The organism is Nocardia blacklockiae, from assembly GCF_015477355.1.
Classification (GTDB): domain Bacteria; phylum Actinomycetota; class Actinomycetes; order Mycobacteriales; family Mycobacteriaceae; genus Nocardia; species Nocardia blacklockiae.
On record NZ_JADLRJ010000016.1, the window covers coordinates 42,320 to 63,477 of the forward strand.

General features: G+C 70.1%; 22 protein-coding genes. All 22 read right to left on the reverse strand.

Annotation, left to right across the window (positions count from 1 at the left end):
* Positions 1-37: 37 nt before the first annotated feature.
* A complete protein-coding gene (locus IU476_RS31660) occupies positions 38-1,327 on the reverse strand; it encodes a hypothetical protein (RefSeq protein WP_195105990.1) in 1,290 nt (429 codons plus the stop codon).
* A complete protein-coding gene (locus tag IU476_RS31665) occupies positions 1,324-1,992 on the reverse strand; it encodes a hypothetical protein (RefSeq protein ID WP_195105991.1) in 669 nt (222 codons plus the stop codon). Before IU476_RS31665 ends, IU476_RS31660 begins: the two co-directional genes overlap by 4 nt.
* Positions 1,993-2,361: 369 nt before the next feature.
* A complete protein-coding gene (locus tag IU476_RS31670) occupies positions 2,362-3,162 on the reverse strand; it encodes a hypothetical protein (RefSeq protein ID WP_195105992.1) in 801 nt (266 codons plus the stop codon).
* An 80-nt stretch (positions 3,163-3,242) separates the two neighbouring features.
* Positions 3,243-4,187 (reverse strand): hypothetical protein, encoded by a 945-nt coding sequence (locus tag IU476_RS31675; RefSeq protein ID WP_195105993.1) that lies wholly within the window; start codon positions 4,185-4,187, stop codon positions 3,243-3,245.
* A 59-nt stretch (positions 4,188-4,246) separates the two neighbouring features.
* Positions 4,247-5,197: a hypothetical protein gene (locus IU476_RS31680; protein ID WP_195105994.1), complete on the reverse strand. Its 951-nt coding sequence runs from the start codon at positions 5,195-5,197 to the stop codon at positions 4,247-4,249.
* Positions 5,191-6,099, reverse strand: a complete 909-nt coding sequence (locus tag IU476_RS31685) for a hypothetical protein (protein ID WP_195105995.1) — start codon at positions 6,097-6,099, stop codon at positions 5,191-5,193. Before IU476_RS31685 ends, IU476_RS31680 begins: the two co-directional genes overlap by 7 nt.
* A complete protein-coding gene (locus tag IU476_RS31690; protein ID WP_195105996.1) occupies positions 6,096-7,028 on the reverse strand; it encodes a hypothetical protein in 933 nt (310 codons plus the stop codon). Before IU476_RS31690 ends, IU476_RS31685 begins: the two co-directional genes overlap by 4 nt.
* 63 nt (positions 7,029-7,091) lie before the next feature.
* A complete protein-coding gene (locus tag IU476_RS31695; protein WP_195105997.1) occupies positions 7,092-8,027 on the reverse strand; it encodes a hypothetical protein in 936 nt (311 codons plus the stop codon).
* Positions 8,024-9,109: a KIAA2012 family protein gene (locus IU476_RS31700; RefSeq protein ID WP_195105998.1), complete on the reverse strand. Its 1,086-nt coding sequence runs from the start codon at positions 9,107-9,109 to the stop codon at positions 8,024-8,026. Before IU476_RS31700 ends, IU476_RS31695 begins: the two co-directional genes overlap by 4 nt.
* Entirely contained in the window at positions 9,106-9,471 is a 366-nt protein-coding gene (locus IU476_RS31705; RefSeq protein WP_195105999.1) for a hypothetical protein, read from the reverse strand. The genes IU476_RS31700 and IU476_RS31705 overlap by 4 nt, the downstream gene beginning before the upstream one ends.
* 173 nt (positions 9,472-9,644) lie before the next feature.
* Positions 9,645-10,214 carry a hypothetical protein gene (locus IU476_RS31710; RefSeq protein ID WP_195106000.1) on the reverse strand — a complete coding sequence of 190 codons (570 nt, stop codon included), beginning with the start codon at positions 10,212-10,214 and terminating at the stop codon, positions 9,645-9,647.
* Between the two features lie 116 nt (positions 10,215-10,330).
* Positions 10,331-11,200: a hypothetical protein gene (locus tag IU476_RS31715; RefSeq protein ID WP_195106001.1), complete on the reverse strand. Its 870-nt coding sequence runs from the start codon at positions 11,198-11,200 to the stop codon at positions 10,331-10,333.
* Between the two features lie 82 nt (positions 11,201-11,282).
* Positions 11,283-12,383, reverse strand: a complete 1,101-nt coding sequence (locus IU476_RS31720) for a C40 family peptidase (RefSeq protein WP_228824629.1) — start codon at positions 12,381-12,383, stop codon at positions 11,283-11,285.
* Positions 12,384-12,811: 428 nt separating this feature from the next.
* Positions 12,812-14,557, reverse strand: a complete 1,746-nt coding sequence (locus IU476_RS31725) for a putative type IV secretion/conjugal transfer ATPase (protein ID WP_195106002.1) — start codon at positions 14,555-14,557, stop codon at positions 12,812-12,814.
* On the reverse strand, positions 14,554-16,029 hold the full coding sequence (locus tag IU476_RS31730; protein ID WP_195106003.1) for an SCO6880 family protein: 1,476 nt from the start codon (positions 16,027-16,029) through the stop codon (positions 14,554-14,556). Before IU476_RS31730 ends, IU476_RS31725 begins: the two co-directional genes overlap by 4 nt.
* Positions 16,026-17,489: a hypothetical protein gene (locus IU476_RS31735; RefSeq protein ID WP_195106004.1), complete on the reverse strand. Its 1,464-nt coding sequence runs from the start codon at positions 17,487-17,489 to the stop codon at positions 16,026-16,028. The genes IU476_RS31730 and IU476_RS31735 overlap by 4 nt, the downstream gene beginning before the upstream one ends.
* Entirely contained in the window at positions 17,474-18,259 is a 786-nt protein-coding gene (locus IU476_RS31740) for a DUF8175 domain-containg protein (RefSeq protein ID WP_195106005.1), read from the reverse strand. Before IU476_RS31740 ends, IU476_RS31735 begins: the two co-directional genes overlap by 16 nt.
* Before the next feature lie 15 nt (positions 18,260-18,274).
* Positions 18,275-18,904: a DUF8175 domain-containg protein gene (locus IU476_RS31745; RefSeq protein WP_195106006.1), complete on the reverse strand. Its 630-nt coding sequence runs from the start codon at positions 18,902-18,904 to the stop codon at positions 18,275-18,277.
* 25 nt (positions 18,905-18,929) lie between these two features.
* On the reverse strand, positions 18,930-19,163 hold the full coding sequence (locus tag IU476_RS31750) for a hypothetical protein (protein ID WP_195106007.1): 234 nt from the start codon (positions 19,161-19,163) through the stop codon (positions 18,930-18,932).
* Entirely contained in the window at positions 19,160-20,071 is a 912-nt protein-coding gene (locus tag IU476_RS31755) for an alpha/beta fold hydrolase (protein ID WP_195106008.1), read from the reverse strand. Before IU476_RS31755 ends, IU476_RS31750 begins: the two co-directional genes overlap by 4 nt.
* Before the next feature lie 125 nt (positions 20,072-20,196).
* On the reverse strand, positions 20,197-20,499 hold the full coding sequence (locus IU476_RS31760) for a hypothetical protein (RefSeq protein WP_195106009.1): 303 nt from the start codon (positions 20,497-20,499) through the stop codon (positions 20,197-20,199).
* Complete coding sequence (locus IU476_RS31765) at positions 20,496-21,158, reverse strand: hypothetical protein (RefSeq protein ID WP_195106010.1); 663 nt, start codon at positions 21,156-21,158, stop codon at positions 20,496-20,498. Before IU476_RS31765 ends, IU476_RS31760 begins: the two co-directional genes overlap by 4 nt.

Below are 21,158 nucleotides of genomic sequence, written 5' to 3' on the forward strand. Positions count from 1 at the left end.
GAATGTGGATAGCGTTGTCCCACACTGGTTTTGACAACTATGTGTAGTAGGTGCGTCCGGTATCGCCGTGCTGGGCGTCCGGTGGTGCGTGGTACGGGTGTGCAACGTGCCAGTCGACGTGGTGGCGCTCTGGCAGGGCCGTGTCGATCGCGGTGCCGATACCCGTGCCGTCGGCACCGACACCGGGTGGTGCCGAAGGCTCGGTGGCAGAGAGGCTTTGCGATTTCGTGTCGGGTGCGCTTGAGAGGTCGAGTTGTCGTTGCAGCTCGGTGACTCGGGTGTGAAGGGTGTCGGTTTCGGCGCGGGCATGGTCGCGTTGTTCGGTGAGTTGGGCGATGCGGCCGAGTCGGTGGCTGCCGGGTTCGACGCTCCAGCGGATGCCGTCGCGGCCGAGCAGGTAGGCGTGGTCGACCTCGGCCTGTGGCACGCCGGCACGGAGCGCGTCGAGGCGGGCTGCGCTGATTGCGGTTTGGAGCTGCTCGAGCCGGTCGATGCGGGCCTGGTCTTCGACAGGGTCCGTTTGGAGGGAGGGGGTGGTCTCGGTCTCGGTGAAACTGTCGACGACGATGGCGTGTTCGGCGGTGAGGTCCTGTAGTTGCCGTAGTAGCAGGGCCTGTCGGGACTCCCACAGGGCGGCGGTGCTGTAGTCCCAATGAATGGGTGCCTCACGGACCTCGCGGGGCAGCAGCCGGGAGCGCTCTTCGGCGACAGCGACGGTCTCCTCCTCTGCCAGCGCGTGCTCGGTGGCAGCGAGCACCGCGTCGACGCGGTCCAGCGCGCTCCAGTCGCGTTCCGGTGCCGTTGTGCGGGGCGCGCCCAGCGTCTTTTGCACCGCGGTCCGGCCGTCGGCAGTGGTGGCGGCTGCGGGTTCGGCACTCACTGATAGCGAGAACTGAGGTCGGTGATATGTGTCTTGGGTCGAGCCGGCGACCGGGGTGGTGTGGTCGTGGCCGGTGATCTCACGGGCTTGACGCGCAGTGCGCCAAGCGATCTGGGCAAGGGATTCGCTGTCCGCGCAGGCTTGCTCGAGTTCTCGAAAAGTTCTGCGGGCGTCGTCGAGGCGTGATTCCCAGCTGGCTTTGGCGGCGTGGGCGTCGGCCCACAGCTGCCGCCACCGGGGGTCGTCGTGCTGCCCCCACTGGGTGGCCAGCTGGTCGGCCCAATGCTGGAATTCGCCTGCCTGCTCGCCGGTTTCGGCGTAGGGCAGAAGCTCCAGCAGGTAGCAGTGGTGCGCGAAGTCCGCGCGCAGCTGGCGCTCGGTGTCGTCGGCGGCGTCGCGGTAGTACTCCGGGTCGGTCAAGCCGAGGCGTTGTTCAGGCCAGCTCACCGTTCGACCTCCGTGCCGCCGTCGGCGGGGGGAACTTCGCTGGGTATCGGCTCGGCGGCGGGGTCCCAGTGGGCTGGTGTGCTGTTGATCTCCGGTGGCCAGGTGGAGTCGAGTGCGCCGCTGATCGCGGTACCGGGACCAGCCTCGGTCCCGACACTGTCTGTGACGACCAGTTCCCGTAGCGCTTTGTCGCGCACGGCGACTCGTGTGTGTAGCCGTTGAATGGTGAGGTTGGAGTCGAGTTCGCGCCGGTGTGCTGCGGAGAGCAGGCTGTCGAGTGCGGCGTTGTCGTCACTAGCCCTCTGGAGCGCCTCGGTGAGTTGTTCGATGCGCCCCAGCAGGCGGTGTGACGGATGCTCCGTCCAGGTCAGTCCACTGCTGCCGACCTCGTGGGCCCGGTCGATGTCGGCGGACGGGATTCCGGCGGCTATGGCCTGGTGTCGGACTTCGTTCAGTGTGGCGGTGAGGATTTCGCATCGGGTGTCGTCGTTGTCGTCGAGGACGACCTCCTCGACCGCACCGGCGAGGACTGCGGCAAGGTTTTGGATATGGCGCAGACGTCGCGCGTGGTCGGCGTCGGCGTCGGCGTCGCGGTAGGTGTGGACGATCGGGCCGTCGCGCAGTGCCGGCGGCACGGCCGCGTCGCGGTACAGGCGCCGCAGCATACGCTCGGCGTCGGTGTCGGGACCAGGTGGGACGTGGCCCGGTACATCAGGACCGATGGCTGGCTGGGGCGGGAAGATGTTGTCGGACATCGTAATTGGCCTCGCGGAACTCGAAGCGGCGCGCCACAACGACGGTGTGGACGTGTTGTGACGGTGGAGATGTCCCTCGCGGTGAAATGTGTGGTGGGTCGTGCGCTGCGGAGGCCGGCGCCAGCGTCACCGCAGCAGTGCGCGCAGGTAGGGCGACGGAGCGTCAGGGTTCCGGGCCCGGTGCCGGGGCGCCCTCCGGCAATGGTGTTGGTGGGTGGTGCTGGCCAGCCCAGACGCGGTCGATGTCGACGGGCACGGCGGCGTCGATCGCGACGCCGGTCACGGGAGTCGACTGTTCCGGGCTGGTGTGGACACGTCGTTGCGCCTGAGTTTGGGAAGCACGGTGTAAGGGGTCGGGAACCCGGTTGTGGGCTGCGCGGGCAGGTGGTCGGGGTCGGGTTCGAGGGTGTCGGTCAGCCGTTGTACGTCGGCTCCGAACCATTGGGAGGCGAACGCTTCCCATTTCCGCTCCAGGGTGTAGTGGTCCAGGCCGCCGGTGACGTGGAGCGTGTGGGGGCGGTCGGCCGCGATCGTGGCCAGGACGCGGTCGCGTTCGTCGGAGTCGGCCACGATGGCGTCGGCGTAGGTGCTGGCAAGCTGCCATTGCAGGTTCATGTTGTGCCGCAGCGTTGTTCGCAGGTAATCGTCGGCCGCGATGTCGACCAATTCCCGTGGCGGGGCGGTGGTGCCGATGCGGCGGTGATGACGTTCGGTATCGACCACGGCCATCTCCTCGAGCGTGGCCAACTGTCCGCGCAACCGGTCCAGCAGGCGCGCGCGGGTGCCGCCGACCGATGGCAGGGCGGTCTCGGATTGCCACGAGCGTCCCGCGTCGCCTTGGAGGCGGGCGAGGTCGATCCACGCGCCGGGGACGCCGAGGATGTCGGCGCGCCGGATGGCGTCCAGGCGCCTGTTGTGCAGGTGTCGTAGGTCCGCGGCGAGCCGGTTGTCGGGATTCTCGTGGTCTGCGGCGGTGTCGGCGAGGTGGGTGCAGTCGGCGCTGAGGGTTTGGATCTGTTCGAGCAGCAGCCGCTGCCACAACGGAATCTCGGTAGCCGGGATCGAGCGACGGCGGGTCATGCGCGCGCTCCTCGATGCGTGTGGTTGCTGGATGTGGTCGAGTTCGGTGGCATGGTGGCCTCTTTGTCATGTGGCGGCGGTCAGGGCTCGGTGCCGGCCGGACCGGCTGTGTGCCCGGATGTGGTGGGCGGGTCCGCGCTCGCGTTCGGCGACGGTTCGGGTGTCCAATTGCGGTCGGCGGCGGGCAGAGCGACATCGACTGCGGTTTGCGCCTGCGGATGGGGCGGCTGTGTCGTGTCGTAGGGCGTGGTGGTGAGGGCGTGGTGGGTCCAGGAGAGGAGTTCGTCGGGGGTGGGCGGAAGGGTGTGAAGCTGGCCGGTGGGGGTGCCGGTGGCAGCGTCGACGGGGATGTAGGGCGGGACGGCTGGGTCGGTGAGAGGGATGGTGTAGCTGCGCCAGGTGTGTTCGAGGGTGGGGTCGTCCCAGGTGTCGACGGTCAGCGCGGCGTAGCGGCGCCACGCGGCGGGTCCGGGGTCGCCCCAGATCTGATTCCCCTCGGCCTCGGACAGTGCGGCGGCAGCGGCCAGCGCGGTGACGCGGGTGTGCAGCAGGCGCATATTGCGGTCGAGGACGGCGCGGTCGCCGCCGTCGCCGAGGCCGTAGAGGCCTTCGGGCAGCCGGATCCGGCGGGCGGTGTCGACCAACGCCATGCGTTCCAGTTCCCACCAGTCCACCGCCAGCATGTCGAGGTAGAACTCCTTCACCGCGTCGGGGCGCGTGATGCTGGGAGGGTCGGGCAGGGACGCGGTGGCCGCTCCACCGCGGATGCCGGCTTCGCGGGCGTCGGTGATGTCTGCAGCGGGGATCCCGGCCGAGAGGGCATCCTGTTCGGCGACCTCGCGGTGCGCTTCGAGGGCGTTCAGGTGGCTGCGCCATGCTGCGGTGCCGTCGCTGTCGGTGCCGTCGTAGCCCGCCGGGCCGGCTCGGCTGATGCGCTGGTGTTCGGAGGCGTAGCGGCGGATCTGCCACAGCAGCCGCTGGTGCCATTGCGGGATCGCGTCGGTCGCCGGGTCGGGTTCGGTCATGACAGCCGTCTCCTCGTTGGTAAGCCCTTGTGGGACTGGTGGTTTGGTCAGGTGCCGAGTCAGGGTTCGCGGTCTGCGCCGGGTTCGCGGGGCGCAGGCGCCGCGTCGTGGCGGTCCTCGGATACGGGGGTCCAGCCCCGGTGGTGGTCGGTGTCAGGGAGCAGCGTGTCGACGGCGGCGCTGATCGTGGTGTCGGTGCCGGGTGCCGGTGGGGTCGCGGTGAGGGTGCACAAGGCGTCGCGGGCTTGGCGTAGCAGGTAGTTGGGTGGTGGGGGGCGGACCTCGTTGCTGGGGGTGGGCGGTGGCGGATGTTTGCGCATGGTGCGGCGCCACCCGACTTGGGAAGCGCGGGCCCGGGCGGCGATGTCGGGGTTGGCGTAGCGCCGCCACAGGGTGTCGACGTCGTCGCGGCGATAGTGGTGCAGGTAGTGGCCGATGTGGTGCTGCCAGTCGGGCGGCGTATCCCACAAGGCACTGCGTTCTTGACTGGTCATGCCGATCGCGCGAGCAACGAGGAGCATCCGGGAGGTGAGCGCGGCCATGTTCCTGTGAAACTGTTGCGCCCGAATGGGTTCGGGATCCTTGTCGACGCCGTCGAGGGCCATGAGATGGTCGCGGACCACGGTGACCGCAGCCATGTCGGTCAGCTGGCCGGTGTCATCGGCAATGGTGCGTTCGCTGCGGCGTCGCCGCCCAGCAGGGGGCGTGGGCAGCATCTGCCGGTCGTCCCATGCTTGTCCCATCCGGCCTCGTTCGCGTACGTGATCGACCCAGACCGCCGGTATCCCGGCGGTGCGGGCGGCGATCTCAGCGAGGACACGGTCGCGGTCGATGGTGTTGGCGTCGTGCAGGATCCTCGACATTTCCTGCAGGTTGTCGGCGTGGGCGTGCATCTGCTCGCGCAGGCGTGCGCCCTCGACGGCGAGGTGTTGGATGCCGCGCAGCATCGCCGCTTGCTCGGCCGGGATCGATCCGGCGCGCACCACGCCCGGCCGCGGCCCGGTCACCATGGCTCTGTCCCGGGGGTATCCGGTGCCGCACGGTCCGTGGCCGTTTCCTCGACGGGCCCGGTGTCGACGTGCCAGCTGCGGTCGGTGCCAGGGGGCAGGACCGCGTCAGTGGCCGACCGCTGCCCGGCGTCGGCCGACATGGAAGCGGTGGTGGGATCGGTTGCGGCGCTCGTGCTGAGCGCTTGATCCGGCATGGGGCGCGGGCGCAGTTCGGGGCCGGTCGTACGGCTACGGATCGCGCGTTCGGTCACGAACGAGGTGAGTTCGAGAGTGGGATTGGCGTAGACGGTCCATCGGAGCTCGACCATCTCGGCGGCGTCGGGGTGCAGGTACCTGACAGTGAAGTCTCTCCGCTGATCCACTGACGCCGACCACAGGCTGGCCCACTGGTCGTCGCTGAGTTCGAGCAAGTCGGCGACCGCTCGAGATCGACGCTCGAGCGCGACGCTGTTCCGCGTATATTGCTCGGTACTGTGCGGGTCCGGATCCGGGGCACCGTCGGTGAGTCCGAGGTGGTGGGCGCGCGCCCGGTGGAGGGCTGCCATGTCCTGCAAGCGACCGATGTCGGATTGTAGTCCGGCCCAGATGCGGTCGCGCAGTGTGATGTCGAGGGCGGCGGGTTTGACGTTCGGCCAGTGCAGCCGCCAGTGCCCGGCCAGCCATGTCAGCGTGATCATCCGGTCGGGTACCCCGCCGGTGCGGGCCTGGTCTTCGGCGAGCGCCCCAGCGGCGAGCAGCCGAGCCAGCAGGGCCCGGTGTTCGGTAGCGATATGCGTCGGCCACGCGGTCTGGCCGGTCACGTCGACCATCGCTGCGGCGGCAGAGACGTGGGCGTGGACTTCTCGCAGCAATTCGGCGTGCTGCGCGGTGAAGGGCTCGTCGCTGGAGGGGCTGTCGGTCATAGCTCGGCTCCGGTGTCGTAGGCCGCCGGTGGCGGGGTTTCGCGCGGGCTGGCCGCATCGATGCCGGGCGCGGCTGCGTGTGCGGGGGGTAGGGCCGCGTCGATTCCGGCGCCGATCCGGCTCCCTGGTGCTGCCGGCGGGGCTACTGTGCCCCGGAGGCGTTGCGGGGCAGTGATGACGGCTTCGGCGGCGGCGACCATCTGGGAGGGTGTCGGTGGGATCGGGCCGCGTTGGCCGTGCGGGGTGACGGTGGTGAGGCTGCGTGTGATCTGGGTGTGGATGGCGGGGTCGGTGTGCGCATGCCAGCGGGCGTACAGCTCGTCGTCGCTGTAGGTGGCGACCGTGGCGGCGATGATCCGCTGCCAGCCGTTCGCGCTGGTGGCCCACAGCTGGTCACGGTCGTGGTCGGACAATCCGATGCTGTCGGCGACGGTGGCGGCGCGCTGCCACAGGATGAGCATGTTGCGGTCGAACTGTGTGTGCCGGGCGGGGTCGGGTTCCTCGAATACTCCTGTGGCGTAGAGATGTTCGCGGCGGGCGGCGTCGAGACAGGCCATGTGCTGCAGCTGCCACACATCTGCGGCGATCCCTTCGACCAGTTCCTCACGCGCCGGCTGCCCGGTGCGGGGTGGTCGGTAGGTGTCGGTGTAGCGGACGCCGCGGTGTCCGTGTATCAGGACGTCGTCGATCCAGGGGCGTTCCAGCCCGGTCGCGATCGCGCGCGCCACCAGGTCGAGCCGCAGCTGCTCGAGCTGGTGTAGGTCTCGGTGCCAGGAGCGCAGAGCGTCTCGCTCGGAGCCACGGTATGTCTCATATCCGTTGCGCAGCACTGTAATTCGCTGAGCGGCGAGATCCTGTATCTGTTGCAGCAGCCGGATCTGCCACGGCGGCCTGTCCTGCCATGGGGGGATGTCGGCGGGGGTGGTCATGACGGTGGTGTCCTTCGAGGCTGGGGTCGTGTCGGGCCGGCGCGGCGAGTCATCCCGGCGAGGTCAGAGGTCGACTCCGAGGTCGGCATCGATCGGTGGCGGGCCGGCCGCTGGGCCGGATTCGGCGGGGTCGAGGCGGTCGGTGGTGAGCCCGCTGGCGTCGACGGCCGCACCGATCGCGGCACCGGGGCTGGTGACATCGATCGACGCGGGGATGCTGTGGTGGGTGAGCAGGTCGCGGATGCGTTGCACGGTGTCGGCGGGCGAGGTCAGGTGATCGGGAACGGTGTCTGTGGGGAATCCGAGGTCGGCGAGCGCGGCGGCTTGGCGGGCGAACCCGGCGGTGTCCAGGCGTGCGGCGTGGCGCCACCGCGCCTCGAGGGTGTCGTGGCGGCGGGCGCTGTCGGCGGCAGCGCGGACCCACGCATCGGCCGAGCCCCACAGCATGTCGGCGTGCGTGCGGTGAGGGTCGAGCAAGTGGGCGACGGCGATAGTGCGCCGCCAGATCGCGCGCAGGTTGCGGTCGAACATCGACGCGGTGCCCGGTTCGCTGCGCGCGCCCCACTCGCCGTAACCGGCAGCGATGGCGGTGAATTCGCGCATCCGTTGTGCGTGCACCCGCAGCTCGGTGAGTAGCCGTTCTCGCTGCACGCGTTCGGGCACCGTCAAATACAGGTCCCGGTGCCAGCGGGTGCCTCGCATCCCGCGGGCGACGACTTGATGGATCCAGCGTTGCGGGATCCCGCCTGCGGCGGCTGCCGCGACCAGCGCATGCTGGTGTTCGACTCGGGCGTCGAGGCGGCGATGCCAGGTGGTCGGCAAGATCTGCCCGTAGGTTTCCCGCAGTCGGCCGCGTGCGCGCATTCGCTCGGTGGTCACGGTGTGGTTCTGCACCGCCCGCAACACCTCGACGTGAGCCCGGGGGACCTCGCGCACCGCTCCTGGTGGTCCCACCGCGGTCACCGCGCCCGCGTCGCCGGCGGTCGTTTCCGCGGTCATTGTTGGGCTCCCGGACCGAGGTCTCGATCGAGGTCCACGGCAGCAGGCGTGTCGGTCTCGTTTTCGGCTCCGAGACCGAGGTGGGGGTCGAGGTCGTGGAGTCCGGCGGCGGCGACCGCGGCGGCGATGCCGGCCCGGGGGTCGTGGTCGTGATCGCTGTCTGCGGGGTCGACGAGGTGCAGCAGGTAGGTTTCGGCGGCGAGTTCGTCGGTCAGGCCCGCGATCGCGTCCAATCCCACCGTGTCGAAGCGGGTTCGGGGGTCGAGGTCGACGATTTCGGCGTCGAGAATGTCCTCGGCGGTGGTGCCGGTGTCTTCGGTGAGTCGTTCGTCGTAGGCGTCGGCCGCGGCGCTGTCCGGGTCGGACACGTCCGCAGCACTGTGGGCGGCGGCGTAGGCGGCAGCGGCGTGCATCGCGGCGGCGGTGTCGGGGCCGTTGTTGGTGGTGAGGGTTTCGGTGAATCCTGCTTGGCGGCGGCGGATATCGATGAGCAGCCGCTTGTATTCCACGTCCAGGTCGTGACGTTCCTGCTCCCACCTGGCGCGGTCGAGCAGTTGCTGATGCCGTAGCGCGTTCAGTTGCGCCTGCTCGCCGCGTTCGGCCGTAGCCTGGCTGCCGCGCCGCTTCTCGTCGGCGTCGCCGCGGTCGAGGATCCGCCGTTTGATCCGTGTTTCGAGCTGGTGGAGTTCGGCGGCGCGCTGCTCGCGCCGTTCGTGCCACTCCGTCTGCAACGTGTGTAGTTCGTCCTTGTCGGCGCGGTCGAGCCGGTCGGCGTTCGCTCGGCGGGCCAGGTCGGCGTCGCCGCGCGCGATCTGGCGTCGCTTGACCTGGATTTCCATGGCGTGCAGTTCCTCGCCCTGGGTCGCCCGCGTGTGGTATCCGGTGACCTTGAGGTCGTGGATCTGCTCGGCTTGGTGTCGCCGGATCGCGGCGTCTTCGGCGCGGCGGTCGAACTCGGCGATTGAGCGCAGCTCGGAATTGCGGCGCTGCATCAGGTTCAACATCATCGGAGCGGTTTGCATCGCCTGAATGAAGCCCTGCCGGACCGCCTGGCCGCCTTCCTCGACGGGATCGCCGGTCATGACATCACCTCCAGCGCCGAAATACGCCATGCCGCAGCGGCATTCGGGCGGCGGAGGTGGGTGTAGAGGGTGAGTGGAAGGGATGCGCCGTGATCGTCGGGTACCAGCGCGACCGCGACGACGCGGGCCGCGCGGGTGGCGGAATCGGCCGGATGGTCATCGCCGGTGACTCGGGCGGTCGCGGTCACGGTCACGCCCGCGGCGGCCCATTGCTGCCACAGCATCGCGGTGACCGGTGCCAGCGCGACCGCGACCGCTGCAGTGCGACGCGCGTAGTCGGCCTCTAGGAGCGGCGCCGCGCGACCGAATGCGATCCGCTGGTCGGGTTCGGCGGACGGCCGGTAGGTGAATATTGTGGTCATCGCCGCGACCACCACGGCCTCCGCCGAGCAACTGTCCACGTGGTCGAAGGGGGCGGCGAACCGTTCAGGACCACAGAGGCCGGCAGGGGCGCGGGACGGCGGAGGCTCGGAGCCGCAGGAGGGCAACCCCGCGCAGACTGTGATCATGGCGGCAGTGAGGAGCAGTCGTGCTTTCATGCCGGCCCCCGCTGCTGGCGGATGAGGGCGGCGAGATCGACTTGCGACCAATGGGTGTAGTGGTCAGTGAGGCAGCAGGCCACAGCCGGGTTGACCGCTCCGGCCACGCCGACATCGAGCATCACCGACGACGCTGTGGCAGCCCGATACAGCGCGTCGAGGTCCACACCCACGACGCACGCCACGACCAGCCGCAGGGCGGCCGTGGCCGCCTCGATGTGTTGCCGGGCACGGCCGGCGACGGTGATGGCATGCAACGCCGCACACTGCGCCGCGGCCTCGTCCGAGGCGATACCCAGGCCCGCGGGGAACCTGGCGTGCCACACCGGCTCGCCGTCACCCCGGCACACTGCGAACTCGGTCCGGGTCGCCGCGCTCCACAACAACAGATGCGGCGCGCGCGCCGCCGCGGCGCGGTAGCGACGCCGCGGCCCCGGTCCGCTCGGCTGGACCACGAGGGCTTCGGTGCTGGGAGACTGGAAATGTACCTGACGCGGCGGCGCATCTGCGTCGGGCCTACTGGGGCCCCCGCTGTGGGCCGGGCTAGCCGAGAAGATCTGCGTCATAGGAATTTTCCTTCTTTCTGGGGCCGACGGCGCCGACTGTGGGTCCGGCGTGGCCGCTGAGCTGGTGTCGTCGGCTCGGGCGCGGACGCCGACCGGTTCGTCGGGCGACAGGGTGGTCATGGGCCGATCCCGCGGTCCGGGGCGGCGACTGGGGGCGCACCGGATGTGGTTGTGGTGGAGTCGGATTCCGGGCCGGTGGTGAGTGCGGCGGCGTCGATGGCGGCGGCGATCTGGTGGCCGGTGTCGGCGGGTGCGGGGTCGGGTTCTGCGTGCAGCAGGCCGCGCAGGCGGTGCACCATCTGGGCCGGTGACGGTGCCCGGCGGGTGGCGAGGTGTGCGGTGAGCCCCGCGTCGGCCAGGGCAGTGGCCTGCTGGGTGCTGATCGTGGTGTCGGCGCGGACATGCGCGCGCCACCGCGCGGCGAGTTCGCCGTCGTCGGCGCCGCGGACGCTGTCGGCCGCGGCGGTCCAGGTGTGCTCGCCCCACAGCTGCTCGGCTTCGGTGTCCGAGGGGTCGAAAACCGCGGTCAGCACGCCGACGCGGTCACCGGAGCGGCGCAGTTCGCGGTCGAACAGGCTCGCGGTGCCGGGTTCGGTGTGCGCGCCGCGCTCGCCGTAGGCGGCGGCAAGGGCGGCCAGGTCCTGCACCCGCTCGATCTCCGCTCGTAATCGTGCGGCCACGACCTGCCGGTCGGTGGGTGTTGTGGCGCGCCAATGCAATTGGGCGCGCCAGCTCATGCCGAGTTTGCCGCGTTCGCGGACCTGCTCGACCCACTCCGGTGGTGTCCCCGCGCTCAAGACAGCGGCCTCGAGTGCCTCTTGGACCCGGACCTTGTGTTCCAGATCGCGATACCACTCCGGTGGCGGAGACGTGGCGGTGTGCGCGTAGGCGCGCTCGGCGCGGCCCACCATTCGGTGGATCTGCGCAGCATGGTTCTGGACCGCCTTCAGTACCTGCACCTGCACTCTGGTCGGCCGGCCCGTCATCGCGGGAACTCCCCCGGCCTGGCCGCTCGTGTTGCCGCGCGCGGCAGCGTGACGTCAGGGGCCGCTGTGCCCGACTCGATGCTCAGCTCCGGCCTGCGGACTCGTCGGCATAGCGGCGGATATCGATCCGTTCTCCCTGCCACGCCGACAGCGGGGTGATCGTGACGGTTTGGCCGGTTTGCGGAGCGTGGAGCACAAGATCCTCGCCACGGTCGTTGCGTCCGTAGAGGATGGCGACGTGGTGGGAGTCCGGGTCGCCGGACGCAGTGAAGAAGACCAGGTCGCCGGGCTGGCGCTCGGTGAACGGAACCACCTGCGCCGAGGGATGGTCCTGCTGGGCCTGGGTGTAGTGAGGCAGCCTGATCCGACCACCGGAGGCTTGGTAGACCGCGTACAAGGTCAGCCCCGAGCAGTCGAACCCGCCCTTGGTCGGGCCGTCGACGTCCCCGCCGCCCCATACGTAGTCGGTGCCGATCCAGCGCTGCGCGGCGCGGATCACCGCCGCACCGAACTCGCTCGCCGGTGCTGGCGCCGGTGGTGGTGTCCCGGTTGGCCCGCAGCTCGCCGCTGTGTGTCCTGGCGCAGTGGCAGGCGCCGGTTCCACGTCGATCTCGGCGAACATGTCGTACAGCTCCTGCGCCAGTTCCAGCTGCCCTCCGTAGGCGGCTGGCGCGGACCGCTCGACCGCCTGCGCCAATTCCGCCGGTGACATGGACTCGGCGCCAGAGGTTTTCGCCGCCTGGTCGTAGAACCAGTTGATCTGGTAGGCGGGGTTCATCAACGCGGCGATTCCCGCCGCGCCCCAGACGCTCGCGCGCATCTGGTGCACCCCGACGGAGTCGTGGTCGTTGCCCTGTCCGTCGTTGCTGTAATGCAGCGACTCCGGCACCGCGGGGTTCGCTAAGTTGCGGAAGGTGGACTCGGTGGCTTGGGCCGCCAGCTCCGCCACGATCACCGCTTCCGGCTGCTGTCGTTGTTTGCCGATCGCCACTCCTTGGCGCGCCAGCTGCAATTGCCGCTCGTTCAACCCCGCTACCGACGCTCCCCCCGCCTTGTCTTCGTGTGGGGGCAGCGCTGCGGCGCACGATGGGGCCGGATCCGCGCCCAGCACCACCACCAGCAGCAGGAGAATCGCCACCGGCAGCGATAAGGCGAGCGCTGTTACCGATTTCGCGTTGTGCATCGCCTGCCCTCCCGACCCGCTGGATCCGTTCGTGCTGACGGGCGGCCCCGTGCTCGACCGCCGAGGACTTCCATCGGGGGTAGCGGTCAGTGAATGCGTGGTGCTGTCGTCTCGTCGGGTCGTCGCTCTCCGTACCCCGGGGTGAGGTCGGGGGTATCCTCCGCGGGCCGCGCAGGAGTCCGGTTCGGTCCTGGATGGGGCTCGTCGCCGCCCGCCGCGAGCGACCGGTGCGGAGATGTACCGGTACGGGGTGCGCGATGTCATCGGATGCTCCGCGGAACTCATCCGGCGCAGCAGGGTTGGTGGCGGCCGTCCTCACACCTGCACGCATGTGGGAGGCGGCGGTGTGGCGGCGAACGGACCGGCCCGGATAGGCGCCAGCGGTGAGAAGACGACCATCCGCCGGACGAGTTGGAAGACAGGCGTGCTCAGCCATGAGCGCCCTCCTCTGTGGCGTGGGAGTGGGAATCTGTTGTGGGGGCGGTCAAGTGGCTGAATCGCCGGTTGGTGTTGTGGATGTCGGCGTCGCGCTCGCGAGGCGTGAACGTCATCCGCACCGGGATGCCGGGTTCGCCCGCTTCGCCGGTCTTGATCAGGAAACATCCGGTGCCGGGCGGGATCTCGCGGACTCGGTCGTCGGTGTCGTCGGTCGGCGGGCGGGGCGCGGCCCAGGACGTGAGCAGTAATTTCTCGGTGTCGGTGATCGACACGGCGGCCCGGATCCGGTCGACTTCGTCAGGGCCGACGGGGCCGATGATTTTGGCGCGGGCGCGTTCGAAGAAGCCGAGAGCTTTGGCTTGGCTGGCGGGGCTGTCGAAGGCGGCGAGGTCTTTGATGGTGTGGCTGCACATGACCAGTCCGGCGCCGAGTCCGCGGTTGAGGCGGGTCAGGGCGTCGGTGCGGTCGACCATGAACGCGCCCGCGCCCAGCACCCGCCAGATTTCATCCATCACCACCTGGAAGGTGCGTGGCGGCGCGAGTCCGGCGTCGGCGAGGGCGTGGGCGGCGGCGATGGCGCCGAATCCTTCCGACCAGCACACCATTAGCGCGGCGGCGAGGAGTTTGGTGTCACCTTCGGGGATGCGCGAGACGTCGATACACACTGCCGGGGCGGCGATATCGAGGGGTGTGCTGGTGGGGCGGTCGAAGATTGCTCCCCATGGGCCCTCGATCAGCGCCCGCAGGGAGCGGCGCAGGTTCTTGGTGCCTGCCCGGTAGGAGTGCTCGTCGTCTTCTTCGGCGAATTGCCGAAGTCGGGCTCCGCCGGTGGCGATGACGGCGAGCAGGTCCGACAGCCGGGGCGGTCGTGCGGGAGTGAAACCTCCTGTGTGACTGTAGAGTTCGCGCAGTCCGGCGGTGAGGAGGGTTTCTTCGTAGTCGGCGACGCGGGTACCGCGGACGAGTTCGATGAGGCCGGCGACGATGTTGACCTGTCCGGCTTCCACACGGGCTGCGACCTGGCGGCGTTGGTCGGGGTCGATGAGCCGGTGCAGGACCGAGCCGAGAGCGCCGACGGCGAGTGGGTTGATGGTGGCGTGCCCGTAGCCGAGGTCGATGACTTGCCCGCCGAGGGTGGTGACCAGGTCGCGGTAGTCGGGTTTGGTGTCGCCCATGCACAGCACGGTCTGTCCGTTGGCGACCGCGCCGGTGGCCAGCCGCCGAATCAAGCTGGACTTGCCGAACCCGTTGAGCGCCAGCACGAACGCGATCGGAGCGGGCAGGTAGCCGCGCAGGAACCACGACATCGGATCGAAGTGCACCGGTGCCCCGGTGACGTAGTGGGTGCCGATCGGGGTGCCGACAGTGGGGGCGGTGGCGCCGACGGCGAACGGCCACAGGCCGGCGACCTGGACAGTGGTCGCCCGCCATTCGGGAGTCGGGGGCACGACCATGGCTCGGCCGCCGCCGGGCCCGCTGTACCCGCGGTCGGTCAGCCGTGCTCGCGGTCGGTCGAAGCCGTCGCACTGCTGGTCCTCGAGCCGCCGCGCGGCGGTGACACGGCGGTGGTCGTCGGCCGACAACCGTGACCGTGCACGCATCGCCCGCAGTCCGCGCCCGGTCGCAGCCTGTTCGGTCTCGGCGCGCGCTTGCGCGGTCAGCAGTCGAATTCCGGCGACCTGCACCGTTTTTCGTGCTCTGCGCGGTCCGTATGCCCGCGTTCTGACATCGGTCATGGCGTGCCCCAGCGCGGCAGGGAGGTGTGCTCGGGCAGGATCACGCCGACGCCGAGCGAGGCGGCGAAGGTGGCGGCTTGGGCTCCGTAGCAGCGGCGCAGGCTCAGCCGCGACGCGGCAGCCATCGCTTTGGCGGTGGTCTCGATACCGGGCATGTCCGCAGTGAGGGTGTCGGTGATCGTGACCAGGGCCCCGACCCGGGTGAGGCCAGCGCCGCGGGCTTGTTCGTGTCGGGCGGCGCGGGTGTTGTCCACGCGGATCGACGCGGCCGCCGACGCGATGCCGCGTTCGGTCTGTTCCGCGGCCACCGCGTCGCGGTAGTCGGCGTCGACGAGGTCGGCGGCCTCAGCCGCCGAGTGCAGCCGATACACCACCGCGACGCGTTTGCGGGGCACGTCGGCGCGCGGGCGTAGCAGGTCTTCGAGGACGGTCTCGATCACCGCGCCGCGCGGGGCGCCGTCCATTTCCCAGGTGATCGACCGGCCGCCGTCGTGCACGTAGTGGTCCCAGCGGTCGTCGTGCGCGACAGGCCCGACGCTGTCCCATGATTGGGTGTCGGTGATCCTGCGGGCGGCGGTCTCGACGTCGCGTTGCGCGGCCAGGTCGTAGCGGGAACGGACCAATCCCAGCACCTCCCACGCCTCCAGCGGGGTTGCTGGCAGCCCGGCGCGCGCCAGCTGCGACAGCACCGCCTGCAGCCGCTGCCCGATCTCGCGGGCCTGCTCGGCGACATCGCGGCGGACCCGGCCTTTCCCGATCGCGCGATAGGTGACCGCGATGCGGGCCTCGACTCGGACACCGACGCCGCCGATATCGGCGGCGGCCTGCCGCATCACCGTCCGCGCGAACTCCGGCGCGTCCTCGCGGACCAAGCGCGCGACCTCGCGGTGTTGTTTGAGGTGGGTTTCCACGACGTTCTCGGTCACCGCGGTCACCGCGACCACGTCCCCGCCGCGTGACTGCGAGGCCAGGAACTGCCCGAATTCGGCGACCCACGAGTCGATCTGGCTCTGGTCCACCAGCTCCCTACCGCGTGGCAGTACGCGCACGATCACCGTGAAGTGGTCGGTACGCCGCACGTGTACCAGTGCGAACCGTCGCCCGCCCGGGGTTTCGTATTCGGCCAGCCGTGAATCCGCCAGCAGCCCCGGCAGTTTCGCCGCGCCGGGTATCCGGGCGAACCGTCCCGCCCGATACATCGTTTCTCTGCGTGCCCACGCCAGCCCGTACTGGATGCGCAGTGCCGCGTACTCCCAGCCCGTCCGGCCGCCGACTGTGACCGCCAGCGGTGTGAACACGACGGCTGCGGCGGCGAGAACCCCGCCGGCGGCCGATAGCGACCGGGTGGCCATGAACGTGACCATCACCGCGATTACCAGGCCGAGCCCGAGCATCGAGGTGGCCCAGGTCAACCCGAAGAAACCGGCCGAACGTGGACGTTCCCAACGTCCGTACATCCGTGTCGCGCTCATCGCCGGACCTCCTGGGGGCCCAGCGCTTCGGGGTCCCACCCCGCTTCAGTGGCGTCGCGCACCTGCGACTCCACCACCGAACCGGCCTGCTGCAACCCTTCTTTCGCGGCCACCATCCCGCTGGCCACCGCGCCGCCAGCACCGGCACTGCCTGCGCCGGAACCAGCCGACGCGGAGGATTTCGTTCCCGCCGCGCCAGCTGCCGGCGACGGCGACCTCGCGGCGACCTGGCCGCTCGCCGAGCCCGTCCCACCGCCGGTGTTGCCGCTTCCGCTTCCGCCGCCGCCAGACGGGGTCGGTCGGCCACCGCCGTTCGGGGCGCCGCCGCCCGGCGGTGGTCCACCAGGTGGAGTCGAGCCGCCGGGCGCGTTGTCGCCTTCGCCGACCTGGCGGGCCTCGGATCTGTCTCCCCCGCCCGCCGTACCCATCGCGATCCCGACCGCGCCGCCGGCCAGGGCGGCAGTAGCGCCGCCTCCCCCGCCCAGCGTCGCCACCGCCGGAGCCACCAGCCGCATCAACGCGGGCAGCACCACAGCCACCATCAGCAGCAACACGAGACCGAGCAGCACCAGTTGCGGGTCTTGTTGTCCAGCAGGGTTGTTCGCGCCTGCGGCGGTGAACGCGATCGCGTAGCACAACGCGCCCACCGGTTTCCACAGCACGAACGCCAACGCCCACGACAACATCCGCTTATAGGCTTGCGAACCCGGCCCGGTGCCACCGGCCGCGGCAGCGATCGGCAACGCGGCGACCACGAGCACCAGCAGCGCTTGACGAACCACGAGCATGACCAGTTGCACCAGCATGCTGAGCATTCCGAGCAGCCCGATCACCAACAGCAGCCCGGTCCCGAGACTCAGGTGGGTGCGTAAGTCGAAAAGACCGAGGCGTTCCACCGCGCCGTTGAGGTCGCCGTGTGTGGCGTCGAACAGGACCCAGTCCGCGTACGCGTCTCCGGCCTTGGTGCCGGTGGTGATGATGGCGGCGAACATCATGGAGGCGAAAACGGCCCGCGCGAAGATGAGAAAACTTTCCTGTGCCTCGCCGGCCAGCCCGCCGCGTTTGGCCAGGGCCAGACGTGCGGCGGCGAACAAGATGCCGCCGGTCATCAGCAGGACTTGCAGCCCGCTGGTGTACTCGCGCACCGACGCCAGGACAGGGCCGGGAGTATGGGAGGCAGATTCGAGCTGCGGTGAGGGCAGTTGCGTCCACCACGACAGCGCGAATCGCAGCACGGTGGCCGTTCCGTCCACCAGCGCGTCGACCAGGTCTTCGAGCACCGAGTTGGCCGCCGCGCCAACCGCTCTCCCGCCGAACTCGTTGAACTGCCGATACTGACACACTGTCGCTGCGGCGCCCGGAAGATCGCACACGTCATTCGTGGTTTGGGTGTGCCAGCCGTCGAGCCTGGTCTGTGCGTCAGCGGGCACCGCTGTGAAGCCGTTCATGCCGTCTTCCATTGCCCGAAGTCGTGCACAGTGCTGAGCGAGGTGGTTGTTCGCCAGAACGACTCGATGTCGTCGGGGACGCGTACTCGCCAGTCGCCGTCGTGCCAGGCCATCGGCCAGGTGCTGGAGGCGTAGCCGTTGCGCGCGCGCACGGCGATCTCGACGACCGCGAAGTCGGATTGATAGCCGGGTAGCACGCGAATGCCGTCGGGGACGGTGGCGTACTGGGCAGCCGAGGGTGTGGAGGCGCGGCTGCGGGCGAAGCGGTCGATCAGCGGTTGCCCGCCGCCGAGATATCGGCCGCGAACGATGGCCTGCCAGGTGCCTTCCGGTGCGGCAAGCGCGCGGGCAACGGCGTCGCAGGCGGCGAGCGCGGCGCCTTGGGGGGTGCGGGCGAATCCGGACGCGACGCCGTCGCTGATGCGGTCGGGCCCGTCGCTGCCGGAGACGGGGAGGGCCGCGCCACCCCAGCCGTGCTGCCATTGCAAGCGCGCGGGTGCGGCGATGAGGTAGGTCGGTGCGGCCGGGTCGGGCCTGCTGGCAGGGTCCTGGGGTAGCGCGGTGCCGCTGTCGTCACCGGTGACTTCGAGGCGGTTGCCGAACAGGTCGGTGGTCGGCGGCCGAGTTCCGGTCGGCGGCGCGGTGGCCGCGGCGAACGGTGTGGTGGTCGGTGCCGGTGACGGTGTGGTGTTTCGCTGGGTGGTGACGGCGAGCGTCACGACGGCGGCGAGCACCAGTACGGCGCTGATCAGGAGGACTAGCAGTAGGCGGCGGTTGTTCACGGGAGCGCTCCGTTCTCACCGCATCGGCAGGATGACGGTGTCGGCGGGCAGGGCGAGGGGCGCGGTGACCGTCGGTGTGCCGGGTGGGTCGGGCAGCAGCAGCCGCCAGTCGTTGTTGCGCCAGACGACGGTGGCGAGGTTGCGGGTCAAGGACGTGTCGGGCTGCACGGTGTAGATGGCGGTGTCGGCCTCGCCGGGGGTGTACCGGGCGATCTGGTAGCCGAGGATCTTCGGCGGGGTGGTGACGGGTTGGGTGAGGGAGATCTGCGCGCGGGCCACTGCCCAGGCGTCGCGGCCGGGACCTGGGGCGAGCAGTTGTTGTCCGATCTGGGGCCATTGGCTGTCGGTGGCGACGGACATGCGGACGGTGGCGTGGATCGCGGCCAGTGCGGCGCCGGCGGGTGTGTGGTCGAACCCGGTGAGTGCGGGCTCGTTACGGCGGTGCGGCCCTTGAGCGGCGAGTGGCAGGGTGATGCCCTGGAACACCGTCGTGGTCAGCTCCCTGGGTGGCTCATGGATGTCGCCGAGGTCGACCGGGATCGGTGTGGCGTGGTGGTCATCGGTGGTGCACCCGGAAACAGTGGCGAGGCAGGCCAGGGTGACTGCCAGCACGGCTGTGGTGGCGCGGCGGTCGAGATTCGGCATGGTTGTCTCCCAATGGTTTTCGTGGTCAATGAGTCGGGAGGAGGGCAGCCGCGAGGCCGCTGGCTGCGGCGGCGAGGACGGCGGCGAGAAGGGCGCCGGCGAGCCCTTCGACGGCCTCGTCGCGGTACAGGCGCATCGCGAGTTGCCCGCCGACGAAGACCGCGCGGGCCACACAGACCAGCAGGACCATCCAGGCCAGCCAGCCGAGCATCTGGGTGATCGGTCGGATCACCTCCGCGGGAAGGGGTGTCGCGCTCATGTCGGTCGGCCCGGCTCGGCCGTGTCGTCGGCGAGCACACCGAGGACCGGGTCGCTGATGGTGGCGTGGTAGGCGACGTGCAGGGCTTCGGTGATGGTGTCGGCGGCGGTGTCGGGTTGGGTGTGGGGCAGGGAGTGCCCGGCGCCGGGGACAACGGTGTAGTCGGCCCAGATTTTGTCGGCCAGCCGCACCGATTGGGTCGGCGGGACGATCTTGTCGCGGTCACCGCTGAGTACGAACGACGGCGTGCTGCGCAGCGGAGCTGCGGCGTCGGCGGTGAGGGTATAGCTGCGGTAGGCGGCGAGCACGTCGGTGAGCACGCGGGGGTCGGCGGGCCGGTCGGCGGTGATGAGGTGGGCCTTGGCGCCGAGGCGGCGGCTGCGGCGGCGGAAGCGGCGCTCGAGGGCGGTGGCGGCTGCGGCGGCGATCGGGTCCAGCGGGCCGCGCCGCCACCGGTGCAACCGCTGCGACCAGTTGCGGAAATGAGTTGGCAGGGAGGGGAATTCGGGGAACTCGCCGGCGCTGTTGAACAGCACGAGCCCGGCCAGGGCGGCAGCGCGGTGGGGGTGCTGTTCGGCCCAGGCGTGCACGGCTAGGGCGCCGGCGGAGTGTGCGACGAGGACGGTCGCGCCGGTGGCGCCGGTCAGCACGGTATCGAGGTCGGCGACGAGGTGGGCCATGGTGGTGCCGGTGCGGCGGTGGGGGCGTCCGGAGGCGCCGTGGCCGCGTTGGTCGTAGGTGATCTGGGCGATGCCGCCGTCGAAGCGGTGGTGCAGGCGGCGGGTCAGTGGCTCCCAGTAGGAGCTGTCGGTGAGCAGGCCGTGGACGTAGATCACCGTCGCCACCGCGCCGGGTCGCCCCAGGCGAGTGCCTGCCAAATGGACGCCGTCAGCGGACACGAAGGTCACAGGGTGATGGTCGAGAGGCATGATCGGTAGCGGTCCCTTGTCACAGGTGTGGGTGAACGGAATTGCGTGCGAAAGAGGCTGGTTCGCGGCGGAGACGAGTGCGGATGGCGAACGGTGCGCAGCGCTCATCGGCGGACCACGATTTCGGACATGATGTATCCGGCGCTGGTGGCGATGATGCCGCCGACCAGGGCACCGAGGACGATTTTGGGGCTTTCGAGCGCGCCGCCGTGCCAGCGTTCCCAGCCGAATTTGCCGCCGGCGTAGATGAGAGCGCCGACGCCGGCGAGCATGACCATCCAGGCCAGCCAGTTCACCACCTTGATCAGTCCCTCGGATCCTGGTGGCGGTACCGGAGTGATCGGTATCTGATTGGCCGGTGTCTGTTGCGCGACAATGGTTGTCGCGTCGAGGAGCAAGGTGATCATGGATGGCTCCCGGGTACGGGATCGGTTCTGTGCGCGGCGACGATCACGGTGGTGATCGCGGTCGCGGCGCGATGGACGTCGGCGGGCACGGCCTGAGTGAGGCGCGCGCGCCGGGGCGGGGCGAGGTCGGCGGGGGTCAGCTGGGCCAGGTCGGTGAGGTCGTGGACGAGCAGGTCGTCGTGCCAGGCGATGTTCCAGACCGCGCCGTCGACAAGGTCGGCGACGGTGCGTCGGTAGCGGCGCACGGCGGCCGGGACGCGGCCGGGGCGGGCGGCGGTGAGGGCCAGGCCGATGACGGTGACGCCGTCCGGGGTGAGTCCGGCGTGCCATTCGCGCAGGCGGTCGGCGGCGGCGGTGAGGCCCGGCAGGCAGTCACGTGCGGCGATGACGACACGCTGGGTGGTGCGCGGGTGGGCGGGCCAGGCCCGGCCGGTATCGGCGGAATGTGCCCACCAGCGCGCGAGAGTCGAGGTGCCGGCGCCGCCGTGAGCGCCTAGGACCGCGAACAGTGGCGGGTGCGCGCCGGTGGTCGGCAGCGGTACGTCACGGACGGGGGCGCGCCGCTGCGGGGCCGGGGCGGCGATGGTGCCGGGTTCCAGACCGGTGCGGGGACGGTCGCTTGTGGCTACGGGGTGCAGGGGAAAGATGTGGGCGGCCAT

Bases quoted from the DNA above. Each gene is read 5' to 3' on its own strand.
- IU476_RS31695 (WP_195105997.1), bottom strand. From the start codon at position 8,027: ATGACCGCGGAAACGACCGCCGGCGACGCGGGCGCGGTGACCGCGGTG.
- IU476_RS31665 (WP_195105991.1), bottom strand. From the start codon at position 1,992: ATGCTGCGGCGCCTGTACCGCGACGCGGCCGTGCCGCCGGCACTGCGC.
- IU476_RS31720 (WP_228824629.1), bottom strand. From the start codon at position 12,383: ATGCACAACGCGAAATCGGTAACAGCGCTCGCCTTATCGCTGCCGGTG.
- IU476_RS31710 (WP_195106000.1), bottom strand. From the start codon at position 10,214: ATGACGCAGATCTTCTCGGCTAGCCCGGCCCACAGCGGGGGCCCCAGT.
- IU476_RS31735 (WP_195106004.1), bottom strand. From the start codon at position 17,489: ATGGAAGACGGCATGAACGGCTTCACAGCGGTGCCCGCTGACGCACAG.
- IU476_RS31705 (WP_195105999.1), bottom strand. From the start codon at position 9,471: ATGACCACAATATTCACCTACCGGCCGTCCGCCGAACCCGACCAGCGG.
- IU476_RS31760 (WP_195106009.1), bottom strand. From the start codon at position 20,499: ATGATCACCTTGCTCCTCGACGCGACAACCATTGTCGCGCAACAGACA.
- IU476_RS31685 (WP_195105995.1), bottom strand. From the start codon at position 6,099: ATGACCGACAGCCCCTCCAGCGACGAGCCCTTCACCGCGCAGCACGCC.
- IU476_RS31730 (WP_195106003.1), bottom strand. From the start codon at position 16,029: ATGAGCGCGACACGGATGTACGGACGTTGGGAACGTCCACGTTCGGCC.
- IU476_RS31680 (WP_195105994.1), bottom strand. From the start codon at position 5,197: ATGGTGACCGGGCCGCGGCCGGGCGTGGTGCGCGCCGGATCGATCCCG.
- IU476_RS31690 (WP_195105996.1), bottom strand. From the start codon at position 7,028: ATGACCACCCCCGCCGACATCCCCCCATGGCAGGACAGGCCGCCGTGG.
- IU476_RS31700 (WP_195105998.1), bottom strand. From the start codon at position 9,109: ATGACCGGCGATCCCGTCGAGGAAGGCGGCCAGGCGGTCCGGCAGGGC.
- IU476_RS31675 (WP_195105993.1), bottom strand. From the start codon at position 4,187: ATGACCGAACCCGACCCGGCGACCGACGCGATCCCGCAATGGCACCAG.
- IU476_RS31745 (WP_195106006.1), bottom strand. From the start codon at position 18,904: ATGCCGAATCTCGACCGCCGCGCCACCACAGCCGTGCTGGCAGTCACC.
- IU476_RS31715 (WP_195106001.1), bottom strand. From the start codon at position 11,200: ATGACGGGCCGGCCGACCAGAGTGCAGGTGCAGGTACTGAAGGCGGTC.
- IU476_RS31670 (WP_195105992.1), bottom strand. From the start codon at position 3,162: ATGACCCGCCGTCGCTCGATCCCGGCTACCGAGATTCCGTTGTGGCAG.
- IU476_RS31765 (WP_195106010.1), bottom strand. From the start codon at position 21,158: ATGGCCGCCCACATCTTTCCCCTGCACCCCGTAGCCACAAGCGACCGT.
- IU476_RS31725 (WP_195106002.1), bottom strand. From the start codon at position 14,557: ATGACCGATGTCAGAACGCGGGCATACGGACCGCGCAGAGCACGAAAA.
- IU476_RS31750 (WP_195106007.1), bottom strand. From the start codon at position 19,163: ATGAGCGCGACACCCCTTCCCGCGGAGGTGATCCGACCGATCACCCAG.